The sequence below is a fragment of the Ideonella sp. genome, from assembly GCF_035254525.1.
GTDB lineage: Bacteria > Pseudomonadota > Gammaproteobacteria > Burkholderiales > Burkholderiaceae_C > Ideonella.
This window is the reverse complement of the sequence record NZ_DATFAN010000150.1, coordinates 63,795-89,874: the sequence shown is the minus strand read 5'-3', so window position 1 is coordinate 89,874 and position 26,080 is coordinate 63,795. Positions and strand designations below refer to the sequence as shown.

20 protein-coding genes are annotated in these 26,080 nt (G+C 69.4%); 10 read left to right on the top strand and 10 right to left on the bottom strand.

Going from position 1 to position 26,080, the window contains the following annotated elements; all coding sequences use genetic code 11:
• Positions 1-117 precede the first annotated feature (117 nt).
• Genes VJ693_RS15380 through VJ693_RS15355 form a run of 6 tightly spaced genes read right to left on the bottom strand, consistent with a single transcriptional unit; the run spans position 118 to position 6,851 of the window.
• Positions 118-1,086 (bottom strand): dipeptide ABC transporter ATP-binding protein, encoded by a 969-nt coding sequence (locus VJ693_RS15380; RefSeq protein WP_324155475.1) that lies wholly within the window; start codon positions 1,084-1,086, stop codon positions 118-120.
• Positions 1,083-2,090, bottom strand: a complete 1,008-nt coding sequence (locus VJ693_RS15375; RefSeq protein WP_324155473.1) for an ABC transporter ATP-binding protein — start codon at positions 2,088-2,090, stop codon at positions 1,083-1,085. Before VJ693_RS15375 ends, VJ693_RS15380 begins: the two co-directional genes overlap by 4 nt.
• Positions 2,087-2,995: an ABC transporter permease subunit gene (locus tag VJ693_RS15370; protein WP_324155472.1), complete on the bottom strand. Its 909-nt coding sequence runs from the start codon at positions 2,993-2,995 to the stop codon at positions 2,087-2,089. The genes VJ693_RS15375 and VJ693_RS15370 overlap by 4 nt, the downstream gene beginning before the upstream one ends.
• Positions 2,988-3,998 (bottom strand): ABC transporter permease subunit, encoded by a 1,011-nt coding sequence (locus tag VJ693_RS15365; RefSeq protein WP_324155471.1) that lies wholly within the window; start codon positions 3,996-3,998, stop codon positions 2,988-2,990. Before VJ693_RS15365 ends, VJ693_RS15370 begins: the two co-directional genes overlap by 8 nt.
• Positions 3,999-4,047: 49 nt before the next feature.
• On the bottom strand, positions 4,048-5,190 hold the full coding sequence (locus VJ693_RS15360) for a branched-chain amino acid ABC transporter substrate-binding protein (RefSeq protein WP_324155470.1): 1,143 nt from the start codon (positions 5,188-5,190) through the stop codon (positions 4,048-4,050).
• Between the two features lie 53 nt (positions 5,191-5,243).
• Complete coding sequence (locus VJ693_RS15355; RefSeq protein WP_324155469.1) at positions 5,244-6,851, bottom strand: ABC transporter substrate-binding protein; 1,608 nt, start codon at positions 6,849-6,851, stop codon at positions 5,244-5,246.
• Positions 6,852-7,055: 204 nt separating this feature from the next.
• Here VJ693_RS15355 and VJ693_RS15350 point away from each other — a divergent pair, with 204 nt between their 5' ends.
• A complete protein-coding gene (locus tag VJ693_RS15350; protein ID WP_324155468.1) occupies positions 7,056-8,138 on the top strand; it encodes a BMP family ABC transporter substrate-binding protein in 1,083 nt (360 codons plus the stop codon).
• 9 nt (positions 8,139-8,147) lie between these two features.
• Here the strand turns inward: VJ693_RS15350 and VJ693_RS15345 are convergent, their stop codons facing one another.
• Positions 8,148-9,158, bottom strand: a complete 1,011-nt coding sequence (locus VJ693_RS15345; RefSeq protein WP_324155467.1) for a helix-turn-helix domain-containing protein — start codon at positions 9,156-9,158, stop codon at positions 8,148-8,150.
• 119 nt (positions 9,159-9,277) lie between these two features.
• Here VJ693_RS15345 and VJ693_RS15340 point away from each other — a divergent pair, with 119 nt between their 5' ends.
• Positions 9,278-11,215, top strand: a complete 1,938-nt coding sequence (locus VJ693_RS15340) for an amidohydrolase (protein ID WP_324155466.1) — start codon at positions 9,278-9,280, stop codon at positions 11,213-11,215.
• 10 nt (positions 11,216-11,225) lie between these two features.
• Here VJ693_RS15340 and VJ693_RS15335 read toward each other — a convergent pair whose 3' ends face one another.
• Complete coding sequence (locus tag VJ693_RS15335) at positions 11,226-11,813, bottom strand: GNAT family N-acetyltransferase (protein WP_324155465.1); 588 nt, start codon at positions 11,811-11,813, stop codon at positions 11,226-11,228.
• Between the two features lie 43 nt (positions 11,814-11,856).
• The gene (locus VJ693_RS15330; RefSeq protein WP_414652295.1) at positions 11,857-12,441 is read right to left on the bottom strand and encodes an Lrp/AsnC family transcriptional regulator; all 585 of its coding nucleotides are present in this window, start codon (positions 12,439-12,441) and stop codon (positions 11,857-11,859) included.
• A gap of 183 nt (positions 12,442-12,624) precedes the next feature.
• On the opposite strand from VJ693_RS15330, the gene VJ693_RS15325 reads away from it, so the two are divergent.
• Genes VJ693_RS15325 through VJ693_RS15315 form a run of 3 tightly spaced genes read left to right on the top strand, consistent with a single transcriptional unit; the run spans position 12,625 to position 18,854 of the window.
• Positions 12,625-16,188, top strand: a complete 3,564-nt coding sequence (locus tag VJ693_RS15325; RefSeq protein ID WP_324155462.1) for an indolepyruvate ferredoxin oxidoreductase family protein — start codon at positions 12,625-12,627, stop codon at positions 16,186-16,188.
• 50 nt (positions 16,189-16,238) lie between these two features.
• On the top strand, positions 16,239-17,006 hold the full coding sequence (locus VJ693_RS15320; RefSeq protein ID WP_324155461.1) for a spermidine synthase: 768 nt from the start codon (positions 16,239-16,241) through the stop codon (positions 17,004-17,006).
• A 9-nt stretch (positions 17,007-17,015) separates the two neighbouring features.
• Complete coding sequence (locus VJ693_RS15315) at positions 17,016-18,854, top strand: GspE/PulE family protein (protein WP_324155460.1); 1,839 nt, start codon at positions 17,016-17,018, stop codon at positions 18,852-18,854.
• 20 nt (positions 18,855-18,874) lie between these two features.
• Here the strand turns inward: VJ693_RS15315 and VJ693_RS15310 are convergent, their stop codons facing one another.
• Positions 18,875-19,255 carry a hypothetical protein gene (locus tag VJ693_RS15310; protein WP_324155458.1) on the bottom strand — a complete coding sequence of 127 codons (381 nt, stop codon included), beginning with the start codon at positions 19,253-19,255 and terminating at the stop codon, positions 18,875-18,877.
• Positions 19,256-19,392: 137 nt separating this feature from the next.
• Between VJ693_RS15310 and VJ693_RS15305 the strand changes: the two genes are divergently transcribed.
• The 5 genes from VJ693_RS15305 to VJ693_RS15285 all read left to right on the top strand — a co-directional run bounded on the left by VJ693_RS15305 (position 19,393) and on the right by VJ693_RS15285 (position 26,049).
• Positions 19,393-20,109: a helix-turn-helix transcriptional regulator gene (locus tag VJ693_RS15305; protein ID WP_324155457.1), complete on the top strand. Its 717-nt coding sequence runs from the start codon at positions 19,393-19,395 to the stop codon at positions 20,107-20,109.
• A 490-nt stretch (positions 20,110-20,599) separates the two neighbouring features.
• The gene (locus tag VJ693_RS15300) at positions 20,600-21,064 is read left to right on the top strand and encodes a tripartite tricarboxylate transporter TctB family protein (protein WP_324155456.1); all 465 of its coding nucleotides are present in this window, start codon (positions 20,600-20,602) and stop codon (positions 21,062-21,064) included.
• 17 nt (positions 21,065-21,081) lie between these two features.
• The gene (locus VJ693_RS15295; protein ID WP_324155455.1) at positions 21,082-22,593 is read left to right on the top strand and encodes a tripartite tricarboxylate transporter permease; all 1,512 of its coding nucleotides are present in this window, start codon (positions 21,082-21,084) and stop codon (positions 22,591-22,593) included.
• 146 nt (positions 22,594-22,739) lie between these two features.
• The gene (locus VJ693_RS15290) at positions 22,740-24,359 is read left to right on the top strand and encodes an MFS transporter (RefSeq protein ID WP_324155454.1); all 1,620 of its coding nucleotides are present in this window, start codon (positions 22,740-22,742) and stop codon (positions 24,357-24,359) included.
• 61 nt (positions 24,360-24,420) lie between these two features.
• Positions 24,421-26,049, top strand: a complete 1,629-nt coding sequence (locus VJ693_RS15285) for a gamma-glutamyltransferase family protein (protein WP_324155452.1) — start codon at positions 24,421-24,423, stop codon at positions 26,047-26,049.
• The last annotated feature ends 31 nt before the right edge of the window (positions 26,050-26,080 follow it).

Sequence of the window (26,080 nt, the reverse complement as noted above, 5' to 3'; positions counted from 1 at the left end):
AGCCCCTCCGATCCAGCGCAAACCATAGGGCCGATGGCGGGCCGAGTCCAGCCGGCCACGCCGCGAAGGCCGAGGCGATTGACCTGCGTCAACTCACGGCCGGGGCGCCTGCGGGGTTCAGGCCAGCCAGCACGCCACCTGCTGCACGCCGATCGGCCGCAGCACCGGCTCGGCCTCGGCGCAGTGCGGCTCGGCGATCGGGCAGCGGGTGCGGAAGGGGCAGCCGCTCGGCCGGTCGATCGGCGAGGGCAGCTCGCCCTTGAGGATGACGCGCTCGCGCCGCAGGGCCACGTCCACGGTCGGGGTGGCCGAGAGCAGCGCCTTGGTGTAGGGGTGGCGCGGCGTGTCGAACACCGCATCGCGCGGACCCTGTTCGACGCAGCGGCCGAGGTACATCACCATCACCTCGTCGGCCACGTGGCGCACCACGCCGAGGTCGTGCGAGATGAAGATGTAGGCCACGCCCAGCGCCTGCTGCAGGTCGTCCAGCAGGTTCAGCACCTGCGCACGGATCGAGACATCCAAGGCCGACACCGGCTCGTCGAGCACCAGCACGCGGGGCTCGAGCATCAGCGCGCGGGCGATCGCGACGCGCTGGCGCTGGCCGCCCGAGAACATGTGCGGGTAGCGGCCGAAATGCTCCTCGCGCAGGCCGACCTGGCGAAGCATCGCGCGGGCCCGGGCCTCGCGCTGCGCCGCATCGCCGATGCCGTTGACGAGCAGCGGCTCCATCAGCGCCGCGCCGACCGTCTGGCGCGGGTTCAGCGAGCCATAGGGGTTCTGGAAGACGATCTGGATCTGCCGGCGCAGCTGGCGGCGCAGCGCGGCATCGGCGTGGGCCACGTCCTTGCCGTCGATCAGCAGCTCGCCGCGGGTGGGCGACTCGATCATCGTCAGCAGGCGTGCGAGCGTCGACTTGCCGCAGCCCGACTCGCCGACGACCGCCAGCGTGCGCCCGGCCTGCACCGAGAAGCTGACGCCGGCCAGCGCCTGCACGACGGCCGGCGGCTGGAACAGGCCACGCGAGACCGGGTACTCGCGCCGCAGATCACGTGCTTCGAGCACGACAGGGTGAGCGGACGTCATGCTGCCTGCACCTCTGCCGGCAGGGGCATCGGCTCACCGTGGACCAGCGGCGTGATGCACAGCGCGCGCCCCAGCGCCGGGGTCGCCGCTTGCGGCGCGACGGTGCGGCAAGCCGGTTGAGCGAACGGGCATCGCGGGGCGAACAGGCAGCCCGCCGGCCGGTCGAACTGGCCGGGCACCATGCCGTCGATCGCCGCGAGCCGCTCGCCCTGGCGCGCGCGCTCGGGCAGCGCAGCCAGCAGCGCGGCGGTGTAGGGGTGGTGCGGGTCGGCGAACAGCGCATCGGCGCTCGCCGTCTCCACCGGCCGGCCGGCGTACTGCACCAGCACGCGGTCGGCGCACTCGGCCACCACGCCCAGGTCGTGCGTGATCAGCACCAGCGCCATGCCGGTGTCGCGCCGCAGCGCCTGCAGCAGGTCCAGGATCTGCGCCTGGATCGTGACGTCCAGCGCGGTGGTCGGCTCGTCGGCGATCAGCAGGCGCGGCTTGCAGGCCAGCGCCATCGCGATCATCACGCGCTGGCTCATGCCACCCGACAGCTGGTGCGGAAACGCCCGGGCGCGGCGCACCGGATCGGGGATGCCGACCTGTTCGAGCAGCTCGATCACGCGAGCCTTGCGCGCGCTGCGATCCAGCCCGGTGTGCTCGGCCAGCGCCTCGGCGATCTGGTAGCCGACCGTGAAGCAGGGGTTCAGCGAGCTCATCGGCTCCTGGAAGACCATGGCGACGTCGCGCCCGACCAGCGCGCGGCGCTGCTTGGGCGTCATCGCGAGCAGGTCCTGGCCGGCGAAGTGCATGCGCTCGGCCTTCACGGTCGCCGTCCAGGGCAGCAGGCCCATGATGGCCAGCATCGCGACCGACTTGCCCGAGCCCGATTCGCCGACGATCGCGAGCACCTCGTTCGGCGCGACGGCCAGGTCGACGCCATCGACGGCGCGGAAGGCGCCGCCACGCGTCGCGAAGCTGACGGTCAGGCCCTTGATGTCCAGCAACGGCTGGGTCATGTCTTTCTCATTTTCGGGTCGAGCGCGTCGCGCAGGCCGTCGCCGGCCAGGTTGATCGACACCACGGTGGTCAGGATGGCCAGGCCGGGCAGCGTGACCAGCCAGGGGTCGGAGCGGATGAACTCGCGCGCGTCGGCGAGCATCGTGCCCCACTCGGCGGTCGGCGGCTGCGCGCCCAGGCCGAGGAAGCCCAGCGCGGCGGCCTCAAGGATCGCGTCCGACACGCCGAGCGCCGCCTGCACGATCAGCGGCGCGAGGCAGTTCGGCAGCACGGTCGTGAACATCAGCCGCCACGGGCCGACGCCAGCCACCTTGGCGGCAGTGACGTAATCCTTCTGCAGCTCGGCCATCGCCGAGGCGCGCAGCAGGCGCACGTAGCGTGGCAGGTAGACGATCGTCACGGCCACGATGGTGTTGATCAGGTTCGGCCCGAGCACCGCGACGACCAGGATCGCCAGCACCAGGCTGGGCACCGCCATGATCAGGTCCATGACCCGCGTGACGACCACGTCGACCACCTGGCCGAGCGACGCGCAGGCCAGGCCCAGCAGCACGCCGATCACGAAGGACACGCCCATCACCGACAGGCCGATGAACAGCGACACGCGGGCGCCGTGGATCAGGCGCGAGAGCATGTCGCGGCCCAGGCTGTCGGTGCCCAGCAGGAAGCGGGCCGAGCCGCCGTCGGCCCAGGCCGGGGCCGCGCGGATCGCGTCGCGGAACTGCTCGGTCGGCGAATGGGGCGCGATCCAGTCGGCGAACAGCGCCAGCAGCACGACGATCGAGACGACGACCAGCCCGGCCACCGCGCCGCGGTTCTCGCTGAAGGCCTGCCAGAACGCGCGCAGCGGGGAGGGCGGGGCGGGTGATGCGACCGGCACGGACACGAGTTGGGCTTCAGCCATGGCGGATGCGCGGGTTGATGAGGCCGTAGGCCAGGTCGACGACGAGGTTGACGCCGATCACGATGCTCGACACCAGCATCACGCCGCCCTGCAAGGCGGGGTAGTCGCGCCGGGCGATCGATTCGATCAGCCACTTGCCGATGCCCGGCCAGGAGAAGATGGTTTCGGTCAGAACCGCGCCGGCCATCAGCGCCCCGACCTGCAGCCCGATCACCGTGACGACCGGGATCAGGGCATTGCGCAGCGCATGCAGCCCGACCACGCGCCAGGCCGGCAGGCCCTTGGCGCGGGCGGTGCGCACGTAGTCCTCGCTGAGCACCTCGAGCATCGCCGAGCGTGTCATGCGGGCGATCACCGCGAGCGGGATCGTGCCGAGCACGATGCCGGGCAGCACGAGGTGGTGCAGGGCGTCCTTCACCGCGCCGGCCTGGCCCGAGAGCCAGGCATCGATCACCATGAAGCCGGTGACCGGCTCGAAGTAGTACTGGATCAGGTCGATGCGGCCAGACACGGGCGTCAGGCCCCAGCGCTCGCCGACGAACATGATCAGCAGCAGGCCCCACCAGAAGATCGGCATCGAGTAGCCGGTGACCGACAGGCCCATCAGCGTCTGGTCGTACAGGCTGCCGCGCCTGGCGGCGGCGATGGTGCCCGCCGGCAAGCCGATCAGCGCGGCGAACAGCATCGCGAACAGGCTCAGCTCCAGCGTGGCCGGGAACAGCGCGGCGAACTCGGTCAGCACCTTCTGGTTGGTTGCCAGCGAGGTGCCGAAGTCGCCATGCAGCAGTTGCCACACGTAGTCGAGGAACTGCTTCCACACCGGCTGGTCGAGGCCGAGCTCGTGGCGGAAGTGCGCCAGCCGCTCGGGCGAGATGCCGCGCTCGCCGACGCGCACCTCGACCGGGTCACCCGGCACCAGCCGGATGGCCACGAAGGTGACGAACATCAGCGCGAAGAAGGTCGGGATCGTCAGCGCCAGACGGCGCCAGAGGAACTTCAGCATGAAAGATCAAGCGGCCCGAAGGCCGCTTCGTCGAAGGCGCACCGGCTCGTCACCAGACGTCGCTGCGTGTCAAGAGGAACCAGCTGCCGCGGTTGAGCTGGTAGACGCTGACCGAGCCGTAGCGCTGCTCGCCGTCCGGCCCGAAACGCATGCTGCTGGTCACCGGGGCGAGGGCATCGACCGACTTCAGCGCGGGCACCAGCTTGGCGCCGTCGACCGACTTGGCCTGCTTCATCGCGGCGCTGAGCACCCACACCGCGTCGTAGGCGTAGTGTGCGGCATAGATCGGCTCGTGCTTGTACAGCGTGCGGAAGCGGTCGAGGAAGGGCTTGCCGCCGGTGAACTCGCTGGCGCCGATGATCGGCGAGGTCGCATAGATGGTGCCGACCGCCGTATTCGCCTTGAGCATGCCCTCGGTCTTGATCGTGTCGCTGCCGATGATCTGCATGTTCTTCATGCCGGCGGCCACCATCTGGTCGGCCAGCGCCACCACCTGGAAGTCGGCCAGCGTGGTGACGAACACGTCGACCTTCTTCTCGACCAGCTGTGGCACCAGGGCCTTGAAGTCGGTCGTCTTGTCGTCCAGCGAGGTGCGGATCGCGATCGTCTTGCCCTTGAGCTGGGCGGCGGCCGTGTCGGCCAGGCCCTTGCCGTAGGGCGTGGCGTCGTCGACCACCGCGTAGACGTGCTCGCCCGGCAGGCTGTTGGCGATCGAGCCCATGGCCTTGGACTGCAGGTCGTCGTTGGCCACCAGGCGAAGCGTGGTCGGCAGCTCGAGCTTGGTGTACTTCGGGTTGGTCGAGATCGCCAGCTGCGGGATCATCTTCTCGGCGTAGATCGGCGCGGCCGCGATGCTGACGCCCGAGTTCAGGTGGCCGATGACGGCGACCACCCCGGCGTCCACCAGCGTCCTGGCCGCGGCCTTGCCGGCCTCGACATCGGCCTTGTCGTCGGCGGTGACGAGTTCCAGCTTGACGATCTTGCCGTCGATCTTCAGGCCTTCCTTGTTGATGTCGTCGATGGCCATCCTGGTGCCATCGACCATGTCCTGGCCAAGCTCCTTCAAGGGGCCGGTCAGCGGCTGGGCCACGCCGATCTTCACCGTGTCGGGCACGCCGGGCTTGCAGCCGGCCAGGGCAGCCATGCCGACCAGCAACAGCAGGCCGAGCGCGACACGGGTATGGGCAAACATCGTCATCTTCTCTCGCAGTACGGTCTTCGTGGCGCTCCGAAGGAGCGTGGGGGCTAATTCAGGCTCACGCCCTTGAATTCATGGGTGTTGAACGGGCTCTGCTTGTAGCCCGTGACTTCCTTGCGCATGACCTCGTAGACCACCGAATGGGCGATCTTGAAGTCGGGTGCCTCTTCGTGCTCGATCGCCTGCATCTCTTCGTAGAGCTTGGTGCGAGCCTTGTTGTCGGTGAGCGAACGCGCCTTCTCCAGCTTCTCGTCGAAGGTCTTGTTGCACCACTTCGACAGGTTCTGGCCGCCCGGGCGTGCGGCATCGCAGCCATGCAGGAAGAAGAAGTTGTCGGGGTCGCCGTTGTCGCCGTTCCAGCCCAGCATGCCGGTCAGGTGCTCGCCCTGCTGCAGGCGCTTGCGGTACTCGCCCCACTCGTAGGTGACCAGCTTGGCGTTGACGCCGATCTTGGCCAGGTCGGCCTGCATCATCTCGGCCATGCGCTTGGCGTTGGGGTTGTACGGGCGCTGCACCGGCATGTACCAGAGGTCGACGTCCATCGGTGTCTTGACGCCGGCCTTGGCCAGCAAGGCCTTGGCCTTCTCCGCGTCGTGCGGCCAGTCCTGCACCTGGTTGTTGTAGCCCCACATGGTCGGCGGGATGAAGTTCTTCGCCGCCGTACCGGCGCCGAGGTAGACATCCTTCAGGATCGCGGCCTTGTCGATCGCCATCGTGAAGGCCTGGCGGACCTCCTTCTTGTCGAACGGCGGCTTCTGGGTGTTGAACGCCCAGTAGGCGATGTTCAGGCCCGGCAGGTTGGTCACCTTCAGCGCCGGGTCCTTCTGCATCTCGGGCAGGTCGGCCGGACGCGGGTAGCCGGTGAGGTGGCATTCGCCGGCCTTGAGCTTGGAGTAGCGCGCGGTCGCGTCCGGCGTGATCGCGTAGACCAGGTCGTCGACCAGGGCCTTCTCGCCCCAGTAGGCCTTGTTGGCCTTGTAGCGGATCACCGCATCCTTCTGGTAGACCACGAAGCTGAACGGGCCGGTGCCCACGGGGACCTGGTCGAACTGCTCCTTCTTGTTGGCCTTGGCCAGCGCATCGGCGTACTCGGCCGAGTGGATGGCGGCGAAGTCCATCGCGAGGTTCGGCAACATCGTGACGTTGGGCTTCTTGAAGGTCATGCGCACGGTGAGCGGGTCGACCTTCTCGATCGACACCAGGTCGTCCTTGAAGCCCATGTCGGCGAAGTAGTCGTACTTGCCGCCCGAGACCTTGGCGTATGGATGGTCGGCCTTCCACTGGCGCTCGAACGAGAAGATCACGTCGTCGGCGTTGAACTCGCGCGTGGGCGTGAAGCCCGGCACGCTGTGGAACTTCACGCCGCCGCGCAGCTTGAAGGTGTAGGTCTTGCCGTCGGGCGAGATCGTCCAACTCTCGGCCAGGCCGGGCTCGACCTGGGTGCTGCCGCGCACGAAATGCGTCAGGCGGTCATAGACCGGCCGCGCCGCGTCGAAGCTGGTGCCGGTGGTGTTCAGCGCCGGGGTGAAGTTCTCGGGCGAACCCTCGGAGCAATAGACCAGCGTCTTGGCTTGCGCGCCGGCAGCCGCTGCCCACAGGGCCAATGCAGCCAGGGCCACGGCGTTCGGGGTGAGGGTCGGGCGATGGATGCTCATGTGAATCTCCATGGGGCGGTTGTGCCGCACGTGGGGGATCGGGGAACCCGCGATCGGGCTTGAATAGGCAAGTCCGGCATTCTGGCTTGGAACCGAACGCAAACCCCGTGCCTGGACCTGGGGTTTTTCCCGGTGGGCATCGACGCCCGTCGGCCCGCCTTCGGCCGCGGTGAGAATGCACGGGCCGCCACGCCGAGGATGCTCATGCTCAGACAAGCCCTGTGCGCCGCCCTGCTCGCTATCACGGCGGCCCATGCCGCCGACGCGCCGTCGGCCGCGGCGCCGCTGAAGGTCGCCTTCGTCTACGTCAGCCCGGTCGGCCAGGCCGGCTGGACCTACCAGCACGATGCGGGCCGGCACGATCTGGAGGCCTTTCTCGGCCCGCGCGTGAAGACGACGGTGGTCGAGTCGGTGGCCGAAGGCGCCGACGCGGAGCGCGTGATGCGTGACCTCGCCGCCCAGGGCCAGCAGCTCATCATCGCCACCAGCTTCGGCTACCAGGAGCCGGCGCTGCGGGTCGCGGCCGAGTTCCCGACCGTGCGCTTCGAAGTGGCCGGCGGCTACAAGACCGCGCCCAACCTGTCGACCTACAACGCGCGCTTCTACGAGGGGCGCTACCTGGCCGGCATGATCGCCGGCCACCACAGCAAGAGCGGCGTCGCCGGTTACGTGGCGGGCTTCCCGGTGCCCGAAGTGGTGCAGGGCATCAACGCTTTCACGCTGGGCATGCGTTCGGTCAACCCGAAGGCCGAGGTCAAGGTGATCTGGCTTGACACCTGGTTCGACCCGGCGCGCGAGCGTGATGCGGCGCTGACGCTGGTCCGCCAAGGCGCCGACGTGCTGACGAACCACTCGGCGTCGACCGCCGTGGCCCAGGCTGCCGAAGAGGCGAAGGTCGCGCTGGTGGCCTACCAGAGCGACATGGGCGAGGTGGCGCCGCATGCGCAGCTGGCCGCCGTGACCCAGCACTGGGGGCCTTACTACATCCGCCGGGCCAAGGCGCTGATCGACGGCCGTTGGCAGCCGGCGGCCCACATGGGCGGCATCGGCGACGGCATGGTGCGCCTGGCCGCCCTGAGCCCGCAGCTCGCACCTGCGGCGCGCGAGGCCGTGGCGCAGAAGGAGCCCGCGCTGCGCAGCGGCGAGTTCCGGCCCTTTGCCGGTCGCCTGGTCGACAACACCGGCCGCGAGCGCCAGGCCGCCGGTGCGGTGATGGGGGCGGAGCAGATCGCGCAGATGGATTGGCTGGTCCAGGGGGTGGTCGGCAGCCTGCCGTCCAGGCGCTGAAGGGCGGCCTCAGCGCTTCGGCGCCGTGGCGTCCGGCGCACCGCGCAGCAGCACGCCGCCGAGGGCCGCCTTGTTCGACACGCCCAGCTTGAGGTAGCACTCGCGCAGGTAGCCGCGCACGGTGGTGGGTGACAGGCCGAGCTGGCGCGCGATCTCCTTGTACGAATCGCCGGCGGCGTAGGCCCGGGCGATGGTCTCCTCGCGCCGTGTCAGCCCGTGGCCGATGCGGGCGCGCAGCAGGATGCGGCAGCACGCGTTCGGCGCGGCGCGGTCCTCGTCGGCCCTGTCGGCCTCGTTCAGCGGTTCGATGTGGATCTCGATCCGCCGCCCCTGCCATTGCCCGCCGCGGGCGCGCAGCAGCGGCTGCAGCGGCAGGGGCAAGGGGCCGCCGGGCCAGGCCGGGAATTCGCCGACGAGCGCGCGGCAGAAATCCGGCGAGGCGTCCAGCAGGTAGCCCGCATCGTCGGATTGCGCCTGGTGCGTGCCGGCCGCCCCGAGCTGGCGCCGCAGCGCGAGCCGCCAGTGCGTCCGCTCGGCCAGCACCAGGTGCGGCACCAGCAGCTCGGTGAACGCGCGCTCGGCTTCGCTGAACGCGGGCCTCGACTCGCCGCGAAACAGCGACAGGAAGCAGTACAGGCCGGTCGCTTCGTCGTGCACGAGGGTCGACAGCGCGCTGGCCAGGCCATAGCGTGCATCGAAAGCATCTTCGGCCGGCGTGCCGGGCCGGCTGCCGTCGTCGTGCACGGTGATGCCGGGCTGCTCGGCGCAGCGCCGTGCAAGCGCATCGACGTCGGCGATGCGCCACCAGTCCTCGGTGAATTCGGGCGGCAGCCGGTGGAGGTAGCCCTGCATCACCGAGACCTGGCCGGCCTGCGGGTTCGCAATGCCCCACCACGCGGAATCGAAGGCCAGATGCGGCTCGAGCAGGTGCAGCGCCGCGGCGCGGAAGCCCTCGGCCGGTGCGTCGGCCGCCAGCCGCTGCCAGGCCAGCACCAGCGACGAGAAGCGCGCGAGGTTCATGGGCGGCAGGGTAACCCGGCGGCTGACCGTGCATCTGCAGGGTTGTCGCGGTTCGGGTGGCCGGCCAGAGTCGGCCACCACCACGACGAGCGCCCTTGCGGCGCCAGGAGACGAGCACCGTGCGCTTTCGCTTTTGCCTTCGCTTTCGCCATTGCCTTGCCCCAGCCCGGGCCGGCTGGCTCGTCGCGGCGGCCGCTGCCGCGGCCGTGCTGGCCGGTTGCCTGGACTGGGACCTGAATCGGCCCGAAGCGGCCACGCTGGTGCTGCGCGGCGGCCAGGTTCGCACGATGGACGCCTCCGGCCGCACGGCGACTGCGGTGGCCGTGCGCGGTGCCCGCATCGTCGCGGTCGGCAGCGATGCCGAGGTGGCCGACTACATCGGGCACGACACGCGGGTGGTCGAGCTGGGCGGCCGCACCGTGCTGCCCGGCTTCATCGACAGCCACATCCACCCGGTGATGGGCGCCGAGCGCCTCGCGCAGTGCAGCGTCGACGGCGTGCCGCTGACGGTGGACGACATCGTCGCCTATGCGCTGTCCGATTGCCTGCCGAACGAGCCGCAGCCTGTGCCCGAGGGCAAGTGGATCGAGATCGTCAACGTCAACCCGACCAACTTCGTCGCCACCGCCACCGATCTCGACCGCATCAGCGCGACGCGGCCGGTGGCCCTGCACGGCATCGACGGCCACACCGAGTGGGTCAACACGAGGGCGCTGGCGCTGGCCGGCATCACGTCGGCCACCGCCGACCCACCGGGCGGCCAGATCGAGCGGGATGCGAATGGCAACCCGACCGGCTTCCTGAAGGACGCGGCGCAAGGTCTGGTCGACTCGATCATCCCGCCGCTGACGCTGGAGCAGCGTGTCGCGCTGGCGCAGCAGGCGCTGGACCTGGTGCGCTCCAAGGGCATCACCGCGGTGCAGGATGCCTGGGCCGGCGAATCAACGCTCGAGGTCTACGACGCCTTGGCAGCGGCCGGCACGCTGAAGATGCGCGTGCGTGCTGCGCTGATGTCGGACATCGTCGACGACGAGGCCGAGTACCAGCGCCTGCTGGGCCTGCGCGCGAAGTACGCCGCGCACCCGCTGATCCAGGCCGACGCGGTGAAGATCTTCTCCGACGGCGTGATCGAGTACCCGACGCAGACCGCGGCGATGACCAGGCCCTACCTCGATGCGAACGGCCAGGCGACCGCGAACTACGGGGGCCGCTACTTCGACCAGGCGGTGCTGAACCGCTACGTCGCGCGGCTCGACAAGGAGGGCTTCACGATCCACACCCACTCGATCGGCGATTTCACGACGCACGCGGTGCTCGACGCGCTCGGGGTCGCGAAGCAGGCCAACGGCACGAGCGACAACCGGCACCAGATCGCGCACCTGCAGATCGTCGACCCGGCCGACTTCGCGCGCTTCAAGGCGCTCGGCGTCGTCGCGAACATGCAGCTGTTCTGGGCCCAGCCGGACGAGTACTCGATCGACGCGGTGCAGCCCTACCTCCTGCCCGAGACGCACCGCTACATGTACCCGGCCGGCAGCCTGAAGGCCGCGGGCGCGACGCTGGTGGGCGGCAGCGACTGGCCGGTGGATGCGGCGCCGGGCGACCCGATGCCGAACACGCCCCTGGCGGCCACGCAGATCGCCGCCACGCGCACCAACCCGTTCGCCGGTTCGCCGTACCACGGCCAGGCGCTGCACGCCGAAGAGGCGGTGCCGGTGGCCGACATGATCGCAGCCTACACGATCAACGCGGCCCGCGCGCTGAGGCTGGAGGCGAAGGTGGGCTCGATCGAGGTCGGCAAGCTGGCCGACCTGGTGGTCCTGGACCACGACCCCATCGAGACGCCGGCCGCCGAGCTGATGCAGATCGGCGTGATGCAGACGGTCTTCAACGGCGAGATCGTCTACGACGCGGCCCAGGTCGAGGCGGGCAGCATCGTCGCCCGCACGCGGCACGCCGCCGAGACGCTCGCGCGACTGGCCGGCGCCGCGACCGGGCACCACATCGCGCGCGACCACGCCGCGCACGGCGGGCACGGCCAGCACGCCGTGCACTGAGGGCGGCGGCCTACCAGTCGGCCGGCTCGGCGAACAAGGGGTTGGTCAGCGCGGTCAGGTGGTGGTCGCGCCAGGCGCCGTCGATGAAGAGGTAATCGCGCGCCAGCCCCTCGTGGCGAAAGCCCAGCCGCGCCAGCACCGCGCCGCTGCGCTTGTTCTCGGGCCGGTAGGCCGCCTGGATGCGGTGCAGGTTCACGCGCGTCGAGAACATCTCGTCGATCGCGGTCGACAGCGCCTCATGCATGTAGCCCTGGCCCTGGCAGTGCTGGTCGAGCGCGTAGCCGAGCACGCAGCTGTGGAAGGCACCCCGCGCGATCTGGCTGAAGTGGATCGAGCCGATGACCCGGTCGGGCTCGGCCGCCAGCATGATCCAGTAGCGAAACGCCGCGCCCTCGGCAAAGGCCTTGAGCCCCAGGCGAATGCGCTCGGCCTGCGTGGCCGGCGTGTAGAAGCTCTCGGGCGTCGGCGGATCCCAGGGCGCGAAATGCCGGCGGTTGCGCCGATAGAAATCCGCCACCGCGATGGCCAACCCCTCGTGGCCGGCCTGAAGCCACAGGCGGCCGGTGGTGAGCTCGCGGCGGGCGGGGGTCAGGTCCATGGGCGTGAGCCTAACTCAGGCGCCTTGGGGTGGCGCAGGGGTCTCACGCGCCGGCGGGCCGCAGGTGGCCCAGCGGCAGCGCTGCGCCGGCCTTGATCTCGCCGAGCGAAAAGCTGGTGTGCAGGTCCTTCACGTTGGGCAGCCTGAACAGCGTGTCCATCGTCCAGCGGGAGTAGGCGTCCAGGTCCGTCACCAGCACCTGCAGCTCGAAGGTCCCGGCGCCGCTGATGTAGTGGCAGGCGATCACTTCGGGCAGCTGGCGGATCGCATCTTCCAGCGCCCGCGTTGCCTCGGCGTTGTCGCGGTCGGCGTCGATGCGTACGAAGGCCAGCACGCCCAGGCCGATCTTGCGTCGGTCGATGTCGACGCGGTAGCCGGTGATCACGCCCAGTTCCTCCAGCCGGCGCACGCGGCGCCAGGTGGGCGCGGCCGACAGCCCGATCGCGGCGGCCAGGTCGGCGTTGGACTGGCGGGCATCGCGTTGCAGCGCATCGAGGATCGCGACGTCGTAGCGATCCAGCGCCACGCCGGCGGCAGGCACGGCGGCCGTGGCGGTGGCCGGCTCGGGCCTACTGGTTTTCCCCGATTTGGCTGGCTTCGGCAATGCTGGTTCCCTTCTTGGCTTCATGACGCAAGATTGTTTCTCAAAGCTCCATGCCAAGGCAATCGAAAGAAAGCACCTGTCGCGCGCTTGCTCCTACACTTTGCGCACTCACCCACCCCCTTTGCGAGTGCGCCGGGCCACAAGCCCGTGGGCGCGCTGGCATGTCGCCCAGAACGCCGTCTCGGCCCCCCAGGAGCACCGCCCGCCATGAATGCCCCGCTGCCCGAATCGATCCGCCGCGCGCTGGAATCGGTCTCGCTCGACGACAAGTACGCGCTGCCCACCGGTCGGGCCTTCATGAGCGGGGTGCAGGCGCTGGTGCGGCTGCCGATGCTGCAGCGCACGCGCGATGCCCGCGCCGGCCTGAACACGGCCGGGTTCGTCAGTGGCTACCGCGGCTCTCCGCTGGGCGGCTACGACCAGGCGCTGTGGAGCGCCAAGAAGCACCTGGCCGCCAACCACATCGTCTTCCAGCCGGGCGTCAACGAGGAGCTGGGCGCCACGGCCGTGTGGGGCACGCAGCAGCTCGACCTGTTCAAGGAAAAGGCGAAGTACGACGGCGTCTTCGGCATCTGGTACGGCAAGGGCCCGGGGGTCGACCGCTCGATCGATGTCTTCAAGCACGCCAACATGGCCGGCACGAGCCGGCACGGCGGCGTGATCGCGATCGCCGCCGACGACCACGTGGCCAAGAGCTCGACCGCGCCGCACCAGAGCGACCACGTCTTCAAGGCCTGCGGCTTCCCGACCTTCTTCCCGAGCAGCGTGCAGGACATCCTCGACATGGGCCTGCATGCCTTTGCGATGAGCCGCTTCTCGGGCCTGTGGAGCGGCATGAAGACGATCCAGGAAGTGGTGGAGTCGGCCGCCAGCGTCAGCGTCGACCCCGACCGCGTCAACATCGTCGTGCCGGAAGACTTCCAGATGCCGCCGGGCGGCCTGCACATCCGCTGGCCCGACCCGCCGCTGGAGCAGGAGGCGCGGATGATGGATTACAAGTGGTACGCCGCGCTGGCCTACGTGCGCGCGAACCGCCTGAACTACAACGTCATCGCCACGGCGCACGACCGCTTCGGCATCGCCGCCAGCGGCAAGGCCTTCAACGACACGCGCCAGGCGCTGGCCGACCTGGGCCTGGACGACGCGACCTGCCGCGCGATCGGCCTGCGCCTGCACAAGGTCAACGTGGTGTGGCCGCTGGAGGCGACGATCACGCGTGATTTCGCGACCGGGCTGCAGGAGATCCTCGTCGTCGAGGAGAAGCGCCAGGTCATCGAGTACCAGATCAAGGAGCAGCTCTACGGCTGGCGGCCGGACGTGCGGCCCAACGTGCTGGGCAAGTTCGACGAGCAGGAGGGCGATTCGTCCGGCGGCGAATGGTCGGTGCCGAACCCGAGCGAGAGCTGGCTGCTGCGTGCCAAGGCCGACCTGACGCCGGCCATCATTGCCAAGGCCATCGCCAAGCGGCTGAAGAAGCTCGGCGTGCCGGCCGACATCGCGGCGCGCATGGACGAGCGCATCGCCGTGATCGACGCGAAGGAGCGGGCGCTGGCGGCACTCGAGGTGAAGACCGGCGACCGCACGCCCTGGTTCTGCTCGGGCTGCCCGCACAACACCAGCACCCGCGTGCCCGAGGGCTCGCGGGCGGTGGCCGGCATCGGCTGCCACTACATGGTCAACTGGATGCCGGGTCGCCACACCGAGACCTTCACGCAGATGGGCGGCGAGGGCGTGCCCTGGGTCGGCCAGGCGCCGTTCACCAACGAGCAGCACATCTTCTCGAACCTGGGCGACGGCACCTACTTCCACAGCGGCATCCTGGCGATCCGCCAGTCGATCGCCGCGGGCGTGAACATCACCTACAAGGTGCTCTACAACGATGCGGTCGCGATGACCGGCGGCCAGCGTGTCGGCGAGCGGCCCGAGGGCCACTCGGTGCTGCAGATCATGAACAGCCTGGTCAGCGAAGGTGCCGCGAAGCTGGTGATCGTGACCGATGAGCCGGCCAAGTACGACGGCGCGGTGCTGGCCCCTGGCGTCACCGTGCACCACCGCGACGAGCTCGATCGCATCCAGCGCGAGTTCCGCGAGATCAAGGGCACCACCGCGATCATCTACGACCAGACCTGCGCGACCGAGAAGCGCCGGCGCCGCAAGCGCGGCACGATGGCCGAGGTCGAGAAGCGCGTGGTCATCAACGAGCTGGTCTGCGAGGGCTGCGGCGACTGCTCGGTGCAGAGCAACTGCGTCTCGGTCGAGCCGCTGGAAACCGAGTTCGGCCGCAAGCGCCAGATCAACCAGAACTCCTGCAACAAGGATTTCTCCTGCGTCAAGGGCTTCTGCCCGAGCTTCGTCACCGTCGAGGGCGGCAGGCTGAAGAAGCCGAAGAAGGGCAGCGGGCCGAGCCTGGGCCAACTGCCGGAGATTCCCGAGCCCGCGCTGCCGCGCTGCGAATCGGCCTGGGGCATCGTCGTGGCCGGCGTCGGCGGCACGGGGGTCATCACGATCGGCCAGCTGCTCGGCATGGCCGCGCACATCGAGGGCAAGGGTATCGTCACGCAGGACGCGGCCGGCCTCGCGCAGAAGGGCGGCGCGACCTGGAGCCACGTGCAGATCGCCGAGACGCCCGAGGCCATCCACACGACCAAGGTCGACACCGCGAAGGCCGACCTCGTCATCGGCTGCGACGCGATCGTCGCCGCGAGCAAGACCACGCTCGGCGCGATGCACCCCGAGCGCAGCTTCGTCGCGCTGAACAGCCATGCCACGCCGACCGCCAGCTTCGTCTCCGACACCGAGTGGACCTTCCCGGCAGCGCAGTGCGAGCAGGCGATCGCCGCGGCCGTGGGCCCGAGCCGCTTCGCTGCCTTCGATGCCGAGGAGGCCGCGGTGCAGTTGCTGGGCGATTCGATCTACACCAACCCGCTGATGCTGGGCTTCGCCTGGCAGCACGGCCGCATCCCGCTGACGCGCGAGTCGCTGATGCGCGCGATGGAGCTGAACGGCGTGCAGATCGAGAACAACAAGGCTGCCTTCGAATGGGGCCGGCGCTGCGCGCACGACCTGGCCTCGGTGAAGGCGCTGTTCAAGGCCGCGGCCGTGATCCAGTTCGTCAAGCGGCCGTCGCTGGACGAGACCATCGCCAAGCGCGTCGAGTTCCTGACCGGCTACCAGGACGCCGCTTACGCCGCCGACTACCGGGCCTTCGTCGAGAAGGTACGAGCCGCCGAGGGCAAGCTCGGCCCCTCGACCCGCCTGGCCGAGGCGGTCGCGCGCTACCTGTTCAAGCTGATGGCCTACAAGGACGAGTACGAGGTTGCCCGGCTGCACACCGACCCGGCCTTCCTGGCCAAGCTGAACGCGCAGTTCGAGGGCGACTTCAAGCTGGTGCACCACCTGGCGCCGCCGCTGTTCGCGAAGAAGAACGAGCAGGGCGAGCTGGTGAAGAAACCCTTCGGCCCCTGGATGCGCACGGCTTTCGGGCTGCTCGCGAAGCTGAAGGGCCTGCGCGGCACCGCGCTCGACCCCTTCGGCCGCACCGAGGAGCGCCGCACCGAGCGCGCGCTGATCGGCGAGTACCGCGCGGCGATCGACGAGCTGCTGGCCTCCTTGAGCGCCGACAAGCTGGCCCTGGCGGTCGAGATCGCCAAGCTGCCCGAAGACATCCGCGGCTACGGGCACGTCAAGGCGCGCCACCTGCAGGCCGCGCGTGCGAAGTGGGCCGAGCTGATGGCGCGCTGGCGCGCACCGGTTCAGGCGAAGGCGGCCTGAGCACGACCTCGAAGGGGCCCCGCGCGGGGCCCTTTCTACAATCGCCGCCGATGGCCACCCGAACCCAGGAACTTGCCGGCGCGACGATGTCTGAGCACGACGGCGTCCGCTACCTTCATCTCGATTCGCCCTGGGTGCAGGGCGCAATGCGGCTGGCCAGGCCGCAGGCGCTGGAGCTGGAGTACATCCAGCGCATGATGGCCTGGATGCTGTGGCGCCCCATGGCCGAGGTGGTCGAAGGGCATGCTGTGCAGCTCGGCCTGGGCGCCGGTGCGATTACGCGCTTCTGTCACAAGGTGCTGCGCATGAAGACCACGGTGGTCGAGATCAACCCGACCGTGATCGGCGCGAACCGGCTGTGGTTCCGGCTGCCGCCGGACGATTCGCGGCTGACCGTGATCGAGGGCGACGCCGGCCGCTGGGTGGCCGACCCCGCGCACGCCGGCATCGCCCAGGTGCTCAACGTCGACCTGTATGACCACGAGGCCGCGGCCCCGGTGCTGGACGATGAGGATTTCTATGCCGCCTGCCGCGACGTGCTGGACGCCCACGGCGGCGTGATGACGGTGAACCTGTTCGGCCGCGACGCCAGCTTCACCAAGAGCACCGAGCACATCGCCGCCGCCTTCGGCCGGCGCCAGGTCTGGAGCCTGCGGCCGACCCGTGAAGGCAACACGGTGATCGTCGCCGCGCGCAACGTAAAGGTGCCGGACCGCGAAGAACTGACGGCCCGCGCCGCTAACATCGAAGAACGCTACGGCCTGCCGGCACGCAAGTGGCTGCGCATGGTCAGGCCCTTGTCTCCTCCCGCCGACTGAAGAGCCCCCATGACCGCGTCGACCGATTCCCCTGCTGGCACGTCCCCCCGCCACGCGGTGCCGCCCAAGGGAAGGCTCGACATGCGGCAACTGCTCAAGTGGCTGCGCGACGACGGGCTGCTCGCGCCGCAGGAGGCCGATACGCTGGCCCGGCGCTTCGGCCAGGCCGGCTCCAGCCTGCACCCCCTGCTGCGCCTGGGCGGGGCCGGGCTGAAGGACGCGCGCGACGCCAGCGCGCTCGACACCGAGGCCCTCACACGCTGGCTGGCCGGCCGTTTCGGCCTGCCGTTCCAGCGCATCGACCCGCTGCGCGTCGACGCCAGCAAGGTAGCCGACGTGATGTCGCTGGCCTATGCCGAAACGCGGCGCGCGCTGCCGCTGCACGTGGGCACGAGCGAGATCACGGTGGCCACCTGCGAGCCCTTCGACGTGGCCTGGCTGCCCGACATCGAGGCCCACACCCGCCGCGCGATCAAGCTGGTGCTCGCCACGCCCGACGACGTGGCGCGCTTCACGGCCGAGTTCTACGCGCTGGCCGCCAACGTGCGTACCGCCAAGAAGACCGGCGAGCTGGCCGGCGCGAGCGTCAGCTTCGAGCAGCTGGTCGACATGGGCAAGGTCAAGGACAACGCCCTCGACGCCAACGATTCCGGCGTGGTGCAGATCGTCGACTGGCTCTGGCAATACGCCTTCGAGCAGCGCGCGAGCGACATCCACCTCGAGCCCCGGCGCGACACCGGCGTGATCCGCTTCCGCATCGACGGCGTGCTGCACCTGGTGCACCAGGTGCCCGCGCCGGTGATGAGCGCGATGACCGCACGCATCAAGCTGCTCGGCCGCATGGACGTGGTCGAGCGCCGCCGCCCGCAGGACGGCCGCATCAAGACGCGCCGGCCCGACAACGTGCCCGGCGGCGGCGGGGAGGTGGAGATGCGTCTGTCCACGCTGCCCACCGCCTTCGGCGAGAAGGTCGTGATGCGCATCTTCGACCCCGGCACGGTCGACAAGCCCTTCGAGTCGCTCGGCTTCGCGCCCGACGAGGCCCGGCGCTGGAACGAGCTGATCGAGCACCCGCACGGCATCATCCTCGTCACCGGCCCGACCGGCTCGGGCAAGACGACGACGCTGTACTCGACGCTGAAGAAGCTCGCCACCGAGGAGGTCAACGTCTGCACCGTCGAAGACCCGATCGAGATGGTCGAGCCGGCCTTCAACCAGACCCAGGTGCAGCCGGCGCTGGACCTGGGCTTCGCCGACGGGCTGCGCGCGCTGATGCGGCAGGACCCGGACATCATCATGGTCGGCGAGATCCGTGACCTCGAGACCGCCGAGATGGCGATCCAGGCCTCGCTGACCGGCCACCTGGTGTTCTCGACCGTGCACACCAACGACGCACCGGCCTCGATCACCCGGCTGATCGACCTGGGCGTGCCACCCTACCTGATCACCGCCACGGTGATCGGCGTGCTCGCCCAGCGGCTCACGCGCACGCTGTGCCCGAGCTGCAAGCAACCGGATCCGGCTATCACCGTCGAGGCGCTGCAGGCGCTCGCCGCGCCGTGGCGCCTGGCCGGCACGATCCGCCCGCACAAGGCGGTCGGCTGCCCGGCCTGCCGGGGCACCGGCTACCGCGGCCGCGCGGCGCTGTACGAGCTGATGATGATGAGCGAGCCGGCACGCGCGGCCATCCACCCGCACCTGGACCCCGCCAAGCTGCGCCGCCAGGCCGTGACCGAGGGCATGCAGCCGCTGCGGGTGGCCGGCCTCGCGAAGGTCGCCCAGGGGCTCACGACGCTGGAGGAAGTGCTGCGCTGCACGCCCCGCTGGGAGGGCGAGGCGCCGGGCTGATCCAGGCGGCCGGCACAGCCCTATGCGACGGCGGTCGCATCCGACCGAAGCAACTCGGCGCAGACCTCGCGCTGCCAGTTCATCGCGTGCACGGTGTTGTTCAGCTCCAGCAGCATGCGTGCGCCGTCGAGCCGGTCACCACCGTCCGACAGCAGCGCGACGTTGGAGAGCACGTGCAGCGGGTTGGCCAGTGTCACGATGCCGGGCCGCAGCTCGGCCCACTCCCAGCAGATCCCCATCGGGCAGTCGCTCGTCCAGATGCCCCACAGCGCCCGGCCCGAACGCACGCCGGTGTCGTGGCGGGCCGTGCCGTGCGTGGTCGCAATGCGCCTGAAGCGTCGGGCGTCGTGCATCCAGTCCCGCACGGTTCGGGTGACCGGCCGCCAGGTGGCGATCACCATCGTCGACTCTTGCCGCATGTCCTGCACCCCTGCATGAGAAATCGGGTGTAGTCTCGGGCCCATTCCGCGCGCCGTTCAAGCCGTCAACCTTGGTAGTGCGCCGTGGATCCATCGGGCCGGCATTCGGGAGGCGCCCCTTGCGACTGCAAAACTACTTCGAAGTCAGCCAGTCGGCCGACAAGGCGACCTTCCGCCGTCGGTTGATCGACTTCGCCCATGCGATGGACTTCGGCCTGGTTTCCTCGGTGCTGGTGATCGAGCACGCCGAGCGGGAGCCCGATTTCCTCTACATCGGCAACCGGCCCGAAGACTTTGCGGCGTTGGGCGCGGACCCGGAATTGTCCAAGCAGGACCCGGTGTTGACCAAACTGCGCACCGCCGGCCTGCCATTCATGTACGACCAGAAGTTCTATACCCAGGCCGGGACGCCCGAGCTGTGGGAGCGGGCGGCGCCCTACGGCTATCGCACGGGAATCTCGGTCGCCCTGCGCCTGCCGGGAAACCGCCAGTTCCTGCTCGGGCTGGATCGGGAGCGGCCGCTGCCGCGCAGTGACCAGAAGGTCACCCGGCTGCTCGCCGACCTGCAGCTGCTGGCCGTGCACTGCCAGGATGCGGCCCAGCGGCTGCTGGTGCCCCCGGCCGCCACGGGGGCGCTGCCGAGCCTGACGCCGCGCGAGCGCGAGGTGCTGCTGCGCACGATGGAAGGCAAATCCGCCTGGGCGACCGGGCAGATCCTGGGCATGAGCGAGAACACGGTCAACTTCCACCTGCGAAACGTGTTTCGCAAGCTCGACACCTCGTCTAAGCACGTGGCCGTCCTGAAGGCCATTTCGCTCGGCCTGATCCAGCCCTAGCGGGTAATCGCCAGCCCTGGCGGGGGGGCCTACAAGGGTTTGTAGGTTCGCAAAGGGCGCTTCTTTGCTGAAATCCATTCCATTGCAAGGACGCTTGTTGGAACCCCACCCGAGGAGATCGTGATGCTCGAGATTCTGTTCGAACTGTTTGGCCTTTGCGGCTTTCCCTATAGCGGGGGCTGAAGACCCGAATACGCTCGAAGCGACCAAGGTATCTGCTCAGGGAATACGAATCGATAGATCCCTCCACAACCAGCATCGGGCTTCGCAATCGCAAAGCTTGGTTGGTTGATCTTTCGGTGCTGACGGCGCTGCAACGCCGTCAGCACCGCTTTCTTTTCAGGCGCGGGCATCCCGTTGCCCCTCCTCCTCGACACACTTGCCGGCGGCTCGCCTTCGGCTTGCGCTTACGTGTATTCCACAGCAGCGCGGCCAGGGGGTCTTCCTAGAATCGTCGGCAACCCCCTTTGTCGAGCGAGGAGACAACTCCGTGAAGATCAAGAGCCAGAAGGACTTCTGGTCCGGGCTGATGTTCGTCATCGTCGGCGGCAGCTTTGCCATCGGCGCCCTGAACTACAGCTTCGGCAGCTCGGCCCGACCGGGCCCGGCCTACTTCCCCTTCGGTCTCGGCATCCTGCTGGCCCTGCTCGGCGGCATGATCCTGTTCGAAGCCCTGACCATCGAGACCGAGGATGGCGAGCCGGTCGGCGCCTTCGCGTGGAAGCCCCTGTTGGTGATCCTCGCGGCCGTGCTGCTGTTCGGCGCGATGCTGCCGCGGCTGGGCATGGTGATCTCGCTGCCGGTCCTCGTGCTCGTTTCGGCCTACGCCAGCGACGAGCACACCTGGCTCGGCTCGATCATCAACTCGATCGTGCTGACCGTGCTGTCCTGGGCGGTCTTCGTGGTCGGCCTCAAGCTGACCATCCCCATGTGGCCGGCCTTCCTTGGCGGCTGAGATCGAGGTAGATCAAGATGGACCTGATTTCCAACCTCGGGCTCGGTTTCCAGACCGCGTTCACGCTCACCAACCTGCTGTATGCCTTCGGTGGCGCCGTGCTCGGCACCCTGATCGGCGTGCTGCCGGGCCTCGGCCCGGTGGCGACGATCGCGATGCTGCTGCCGTCGATCTACTCGCTGGACGCGACGCCGGCGCTGATCATGCTGGCCGGCATCTACTACGGCGCGCAGTACGGCGGCTCGACCACCGCGATCCTGATCAACGTGCCGGGCGAATCGAGCTCGGTCGTCACCGCGATCGACGGCTACCAGATGGCCCGCCGCGGCCGCGCCGGTGCCGCGCTGGCAGCGGCCGGCCTGGGCTCGTTCTTCGCCGGCTGCGTCGGCACGGTCATCATCGCCGCCTTCGCGCCGCCGCTGACCGAGCTGGCCTTCAAGTTCGGCCCGGCCGAGTACTTCTCGCTGATGACGCTCGGCCTGATCGGCGCGGTGGTGCTGGCCTCGGGCTCGCTGGTCAAGGCGATCGCGATGATCCTGCTCGGCCTGCTGCTGGGGCAGATCAACACCGACGTGATCTCCGGCGTGCCGCGCTACAGCTTCGACATCGCCGAGCTGACCGACGGCATCAACTTCGTCACCATCGCCATGGGCGTGTTCGGTTTCGGCGAGATCATCGCCAACCTGGGCCGCCCGGCCGAGCACCGCGAGGTCTTCACCAAGAGCGTCAGCGGCCTGTGGCCGACCCGGCAGGATTTCAAGGACGCCTTCCCCGCCGTGCTGCGCGGCACGACGCTGGGCTCCATCCTCGGCGTGCTGCCGGGCGGCGGCGCGCTGCTGGCCTCGTTCGCGGCCTACACGGTCGAGAAGAAGATGAAGGGCCGCCCGGGCGAAGAGGTCTTCGGCAAGGGCAACATCCGCGGCGTGGCCGGCCCCGAATCGGCCAACAACGCCGGCGCGCAGACCAGCTTCATCCCGATGCTGACGCTGGGCATCCCGCCCAATGCGGTGATGGCGCTGATGGTCGGCGCGATGACGATCAAGGGCATCCAGCCCGGCCCGCAGGTGATGACGAGCAACCCCGAGCTGTTCTGGGGCCTGATCGCGTCGATGTGGATCGGCAACCTGATGCTGGTGATCCTGAACCTGCCGCTGATCGGCATCTGGATCAAGCTGCTGACGGTGCCTTACCGCCACCTGTTCCCGGCCATCCTGACCTTCTGCTGCATCGGCCTGTACACGCTGAACAACAACAACTTCGACGTCTACATGGCGGCCGGGTTCGGCTTCATCGGCTACCTGTTCTTCAAGCTCGGCTGCGAGCCGGCCCCGCTGCTGCTGGGCTTCATCCTCGGGCCGATGATGGAGGAGAACCTGCGCCGCGCGCTGCTGCTGTCGCGCGGCGACTGGTTCACTTTCGTGCAGCGTCCGCTGTCGGCCGGCCTGCTGGCCGCCGCCGCGGCGATGATCGTGGTGGTGATGCTGCCGTCGATCAAGAACAAGCGCGAGGAGGCGTTCCAGGAAGAGTAGGTGCCCCCACGCTCGCTGGCGCTCGCTGCCCCCCCGAGGGGGCTCGCGCAGCGGACTGGCGAAGCCAGATCCGCGCACGCCCTGGATAGGACGGCCCGCTTCCGCGGGCCTTTCCATTCCGCTGCCCATGACGCGACACTAGGCACGTGACGACCGAATCCGCCACCACTGCTGCCGACCCCGCGCATTCGACCTCGGCGCTCGCGCCGTTCGCGACACCGGTGTTCCGCATGCTGTGGCTGGCCTGGCTGGCCGCCAACATCACGATGTGGATGAACGACGTGGCGGCCGCCTGGCTGATGACCACGTTGACGACCAGCCCGGTGCTGGTGGCGATGGTGCAGACGGCGTCGACGCTACCGGTCTTCCTGCTCGGCCTGCCCAGCGGGGCGCTGGCCGACATCCTCGACCGCCGGCGCTACTTCGCCGGCACGCAGCTGTGGGTCGCGCTGAACGCGGTGGTGCTGGCGGTGCTGTCGCTGGCCGATGCGCTGACCGCGCCGCTGCTGATTGCGCTGACATTCACCAACGGCATCGGGCTGGCGATGCGCTGGCCGGTGTTCGCGGCCATCGTGCCCGACATCGTGCCGCGCCACCACATGCCGCAGGCGCTGGCCCTGAACGGCGTGGCGATGAACCTGTCGCGCATCGTCGGGCCGGTGGTCGCCGGCGCCATCCTCGCAGCCACCTCGAGCGCCTGGGTCTTCGTGCTCAACGCGGCGCTGGCCTTCGGCGCCTTCGTGCTGATCCTGCGCTGGAAATCAAAGCACAAGGAAAGCGCGCTGCCCGGCGAGCGCTTCGTCGGCGCGATGCGCGTGGGCTGGCAACACGTGATGCAGTCGCCGCGCATGAGGGCGGTGCTGCTGCGCATCTTCCTGTTCTTCCTGCAATCCACCGCGCTGATGGCGTTGCTGCCGCTGGTCGCCAAGAGCCTGCACGGCGGCGGGCCGGGCAGTTTCACCGTGCTGCTGGCCTGCCTGGGCGGCGGCGCGGTGACCGCGGCCCTGCTGTTCCCGCGCTGGCGGGCGCGCTTCAACCGCGACCAGTTCGTCCGTTACGGCACGCTGGTGCATGCCGTGATGTCGCTGATCGTGGTCTTCTCGCCCCAGGTCTGGATGGCCCTGCCGGCGATGGTGGTGGCCGGCATGGCCTGGATCTCGACCGCCAACTCGCTGACGATCTCGGCCCAGCTCGCGCTGCCGAACTGGGTGCGCGCCCGCGGCATGTCGATTTACCAGATGGCGTTGATGGGCGGGTCGGCCGCGGGCTCGCTGCTGTGGGGCCAGGTGGCGGGCCTGAGCAACGTGCGCACGGCGGTGATCGCCGCGGCCGTGTTCGGCCCGCTGGCGCTGCTGGCGACGCGCCGGGTGTCGGTCGAGGGCGGTGGCGACGAAGACCTGACGCCCGCGTCGCCGGCCAACCTGCCCGAGGTGGCGATCGAGGTCGCCCCCGACGACGGCCCGGTGATGGTGACGGTCGAATACCACATCGACCCGGCGCGCGCCGACGACTTCGCCCGCGTGATGCAGGTCACCCGCCGTGCGCGCCTGCGCCAGGGCGCGCTGACCTGGGCGCTGCTGCGCGACACCTCGGTGCCGGGCCGCTATGTCGAATACTTCGTCGACGAGAACTGGGTCGAGCACCAGCGCCGCCACGAGCGTTTCACCGCCGCCGACATCGGCCTGCGCGAACAGCGCCTGGCCTTCCACCTCGGCGAAGCGCCGCCGAAGGTCAAGCGCTACGTCGCCGAACGCTCGATCGACTGACTGCGAAGCCTGGGAATGCCCATCGGTGGCAGACTGTCCCACCCACCCGAAAGCCACCACGATGAGACACGATTTTCATTGGGCCAACGGCTACGCGAGCCAGCGCACGCCGGTCTTTGCACGCAACGTCGTCGCCACGTCGCACCCGCTGGCCGCGCAGGCTGGCTTGCGCATGCTCGCCGCGGGCGGCAACGCGGTCGACGCCGCGGTGGCCACTGCCGCGGTGATGACGCTGGTCGAGCCGTGCAGCAACGGCCTGGGCTCGGACGCCTTCGCGATCGTCTGGGACGGCCAGCGCCTGCAGGGCCTGAACGCCTCGGGCCACGCCCCCCAGGCCTGGACGCCGAGCTACTTCCGCGGCCGCCACGGCCCCGACGGCAAGGCCCCGCCGGCACGCGGCTGGGATGCGGTGACCGTGCCCGGCGCCGTGTCGGCCTGGGTCGCGCTGTCGCAGCGCTACGGCAAGCTGCCCTTCGCCGACCTGATGGCACCGGCGATCGAGGTCGCCGAGCGCGGCTACGCGGTGCCGGTGATCGTGCAGCAGAAGTGGGCGCTGGCGGCGCGCGTGCACGAACTGGTGACGCAGCCGGGCTTTGCCGAGACCTTCCTGCCGCGCAGCCGCGCGCCCGAGGTGGGCGAGCTGTTTCGCATGCCGGCCGCGGCGTGTGCGCTGCGCCTGATCGGTGAGACCCAGGGTGAGGCCTTCTACCGCGGCGAGATCGCCGCCGCGATCGCCCGCCAGGCGGCCGCCCAGGGCGGCGCGATGGCCGAGGCCGACCTCGCGGCCTACCGGCCGGAGTGGGTCGACACGATCGAGATCGATTACCGCCACGGCTACCGCCTGCACGAGATCCCGCCGAACGGGCAGGGCATCGCGGCCCTGATCGCGCTGGGCATCCTGCGCCATTTCGACATCGGTGGGCTGGACCCGGACGGCATCGAAAGCCAGCATCTGCAGATCGAGGCGATGAAGCTGGCCTTCGCCGATGTCTACCGCTACGTCAGCGACCCGGCCAGCATGTCGCTGCGGCCGCAGGACCTGCTGGACGACACCTACCTCGCCGAGCGCGCGCGGCTGGTCGACCCGAAGCGCGCGCGGCCCTTTGCGCCGGGCAACCCGGTCAAGGGCGGCACGATCTACCTCACCGCGGCCGACGAGCGCGGCATGATGGTCAGCTTCATCCAGAGCAACTACATGGGCTTCGGCTCGGGTGTCGTGGTGCCCGAGTACGGCATCAGCCTGCAGAACCGCGGCCATTGCTTCACGCTGGACGAGCACCACCCCAACATCGTCGCGCCGCGCAAGCGCCCGTTCCACACCATCATCCCGGCCTTCCTGATGCGCGACGGCGAGCCGCAGATGAGCTTCGGCGTGATGGGCGGCAACATGCAGCCCCAAGGCCACCTGCAGACGCTGGTGCGCATGCTCGATTACCACCAGAACCCCCAGACCGCCTGCGATGCGCCGCGCTGGCGCTTCAACCAGGGCTTGCAGATCAACGCCGAAACCTCGATGCGCCACGACACCGTGGCCGGGCTGCAGGCGCTGGGCCATGAGATCGAGCAGATCAACGACAGCTACCAGGATTTCGGTGCGGGGCAGTTCATCTGGCGCCAGGGCGAACCTTCGGTCGAAGGCTATGTCGCTGCCAGCGACCCGCGGCGGGATGGGGCGGCGGTGGGGTTTTGATCTGTGTTGCCGGTGCATGACATTCGGCGGT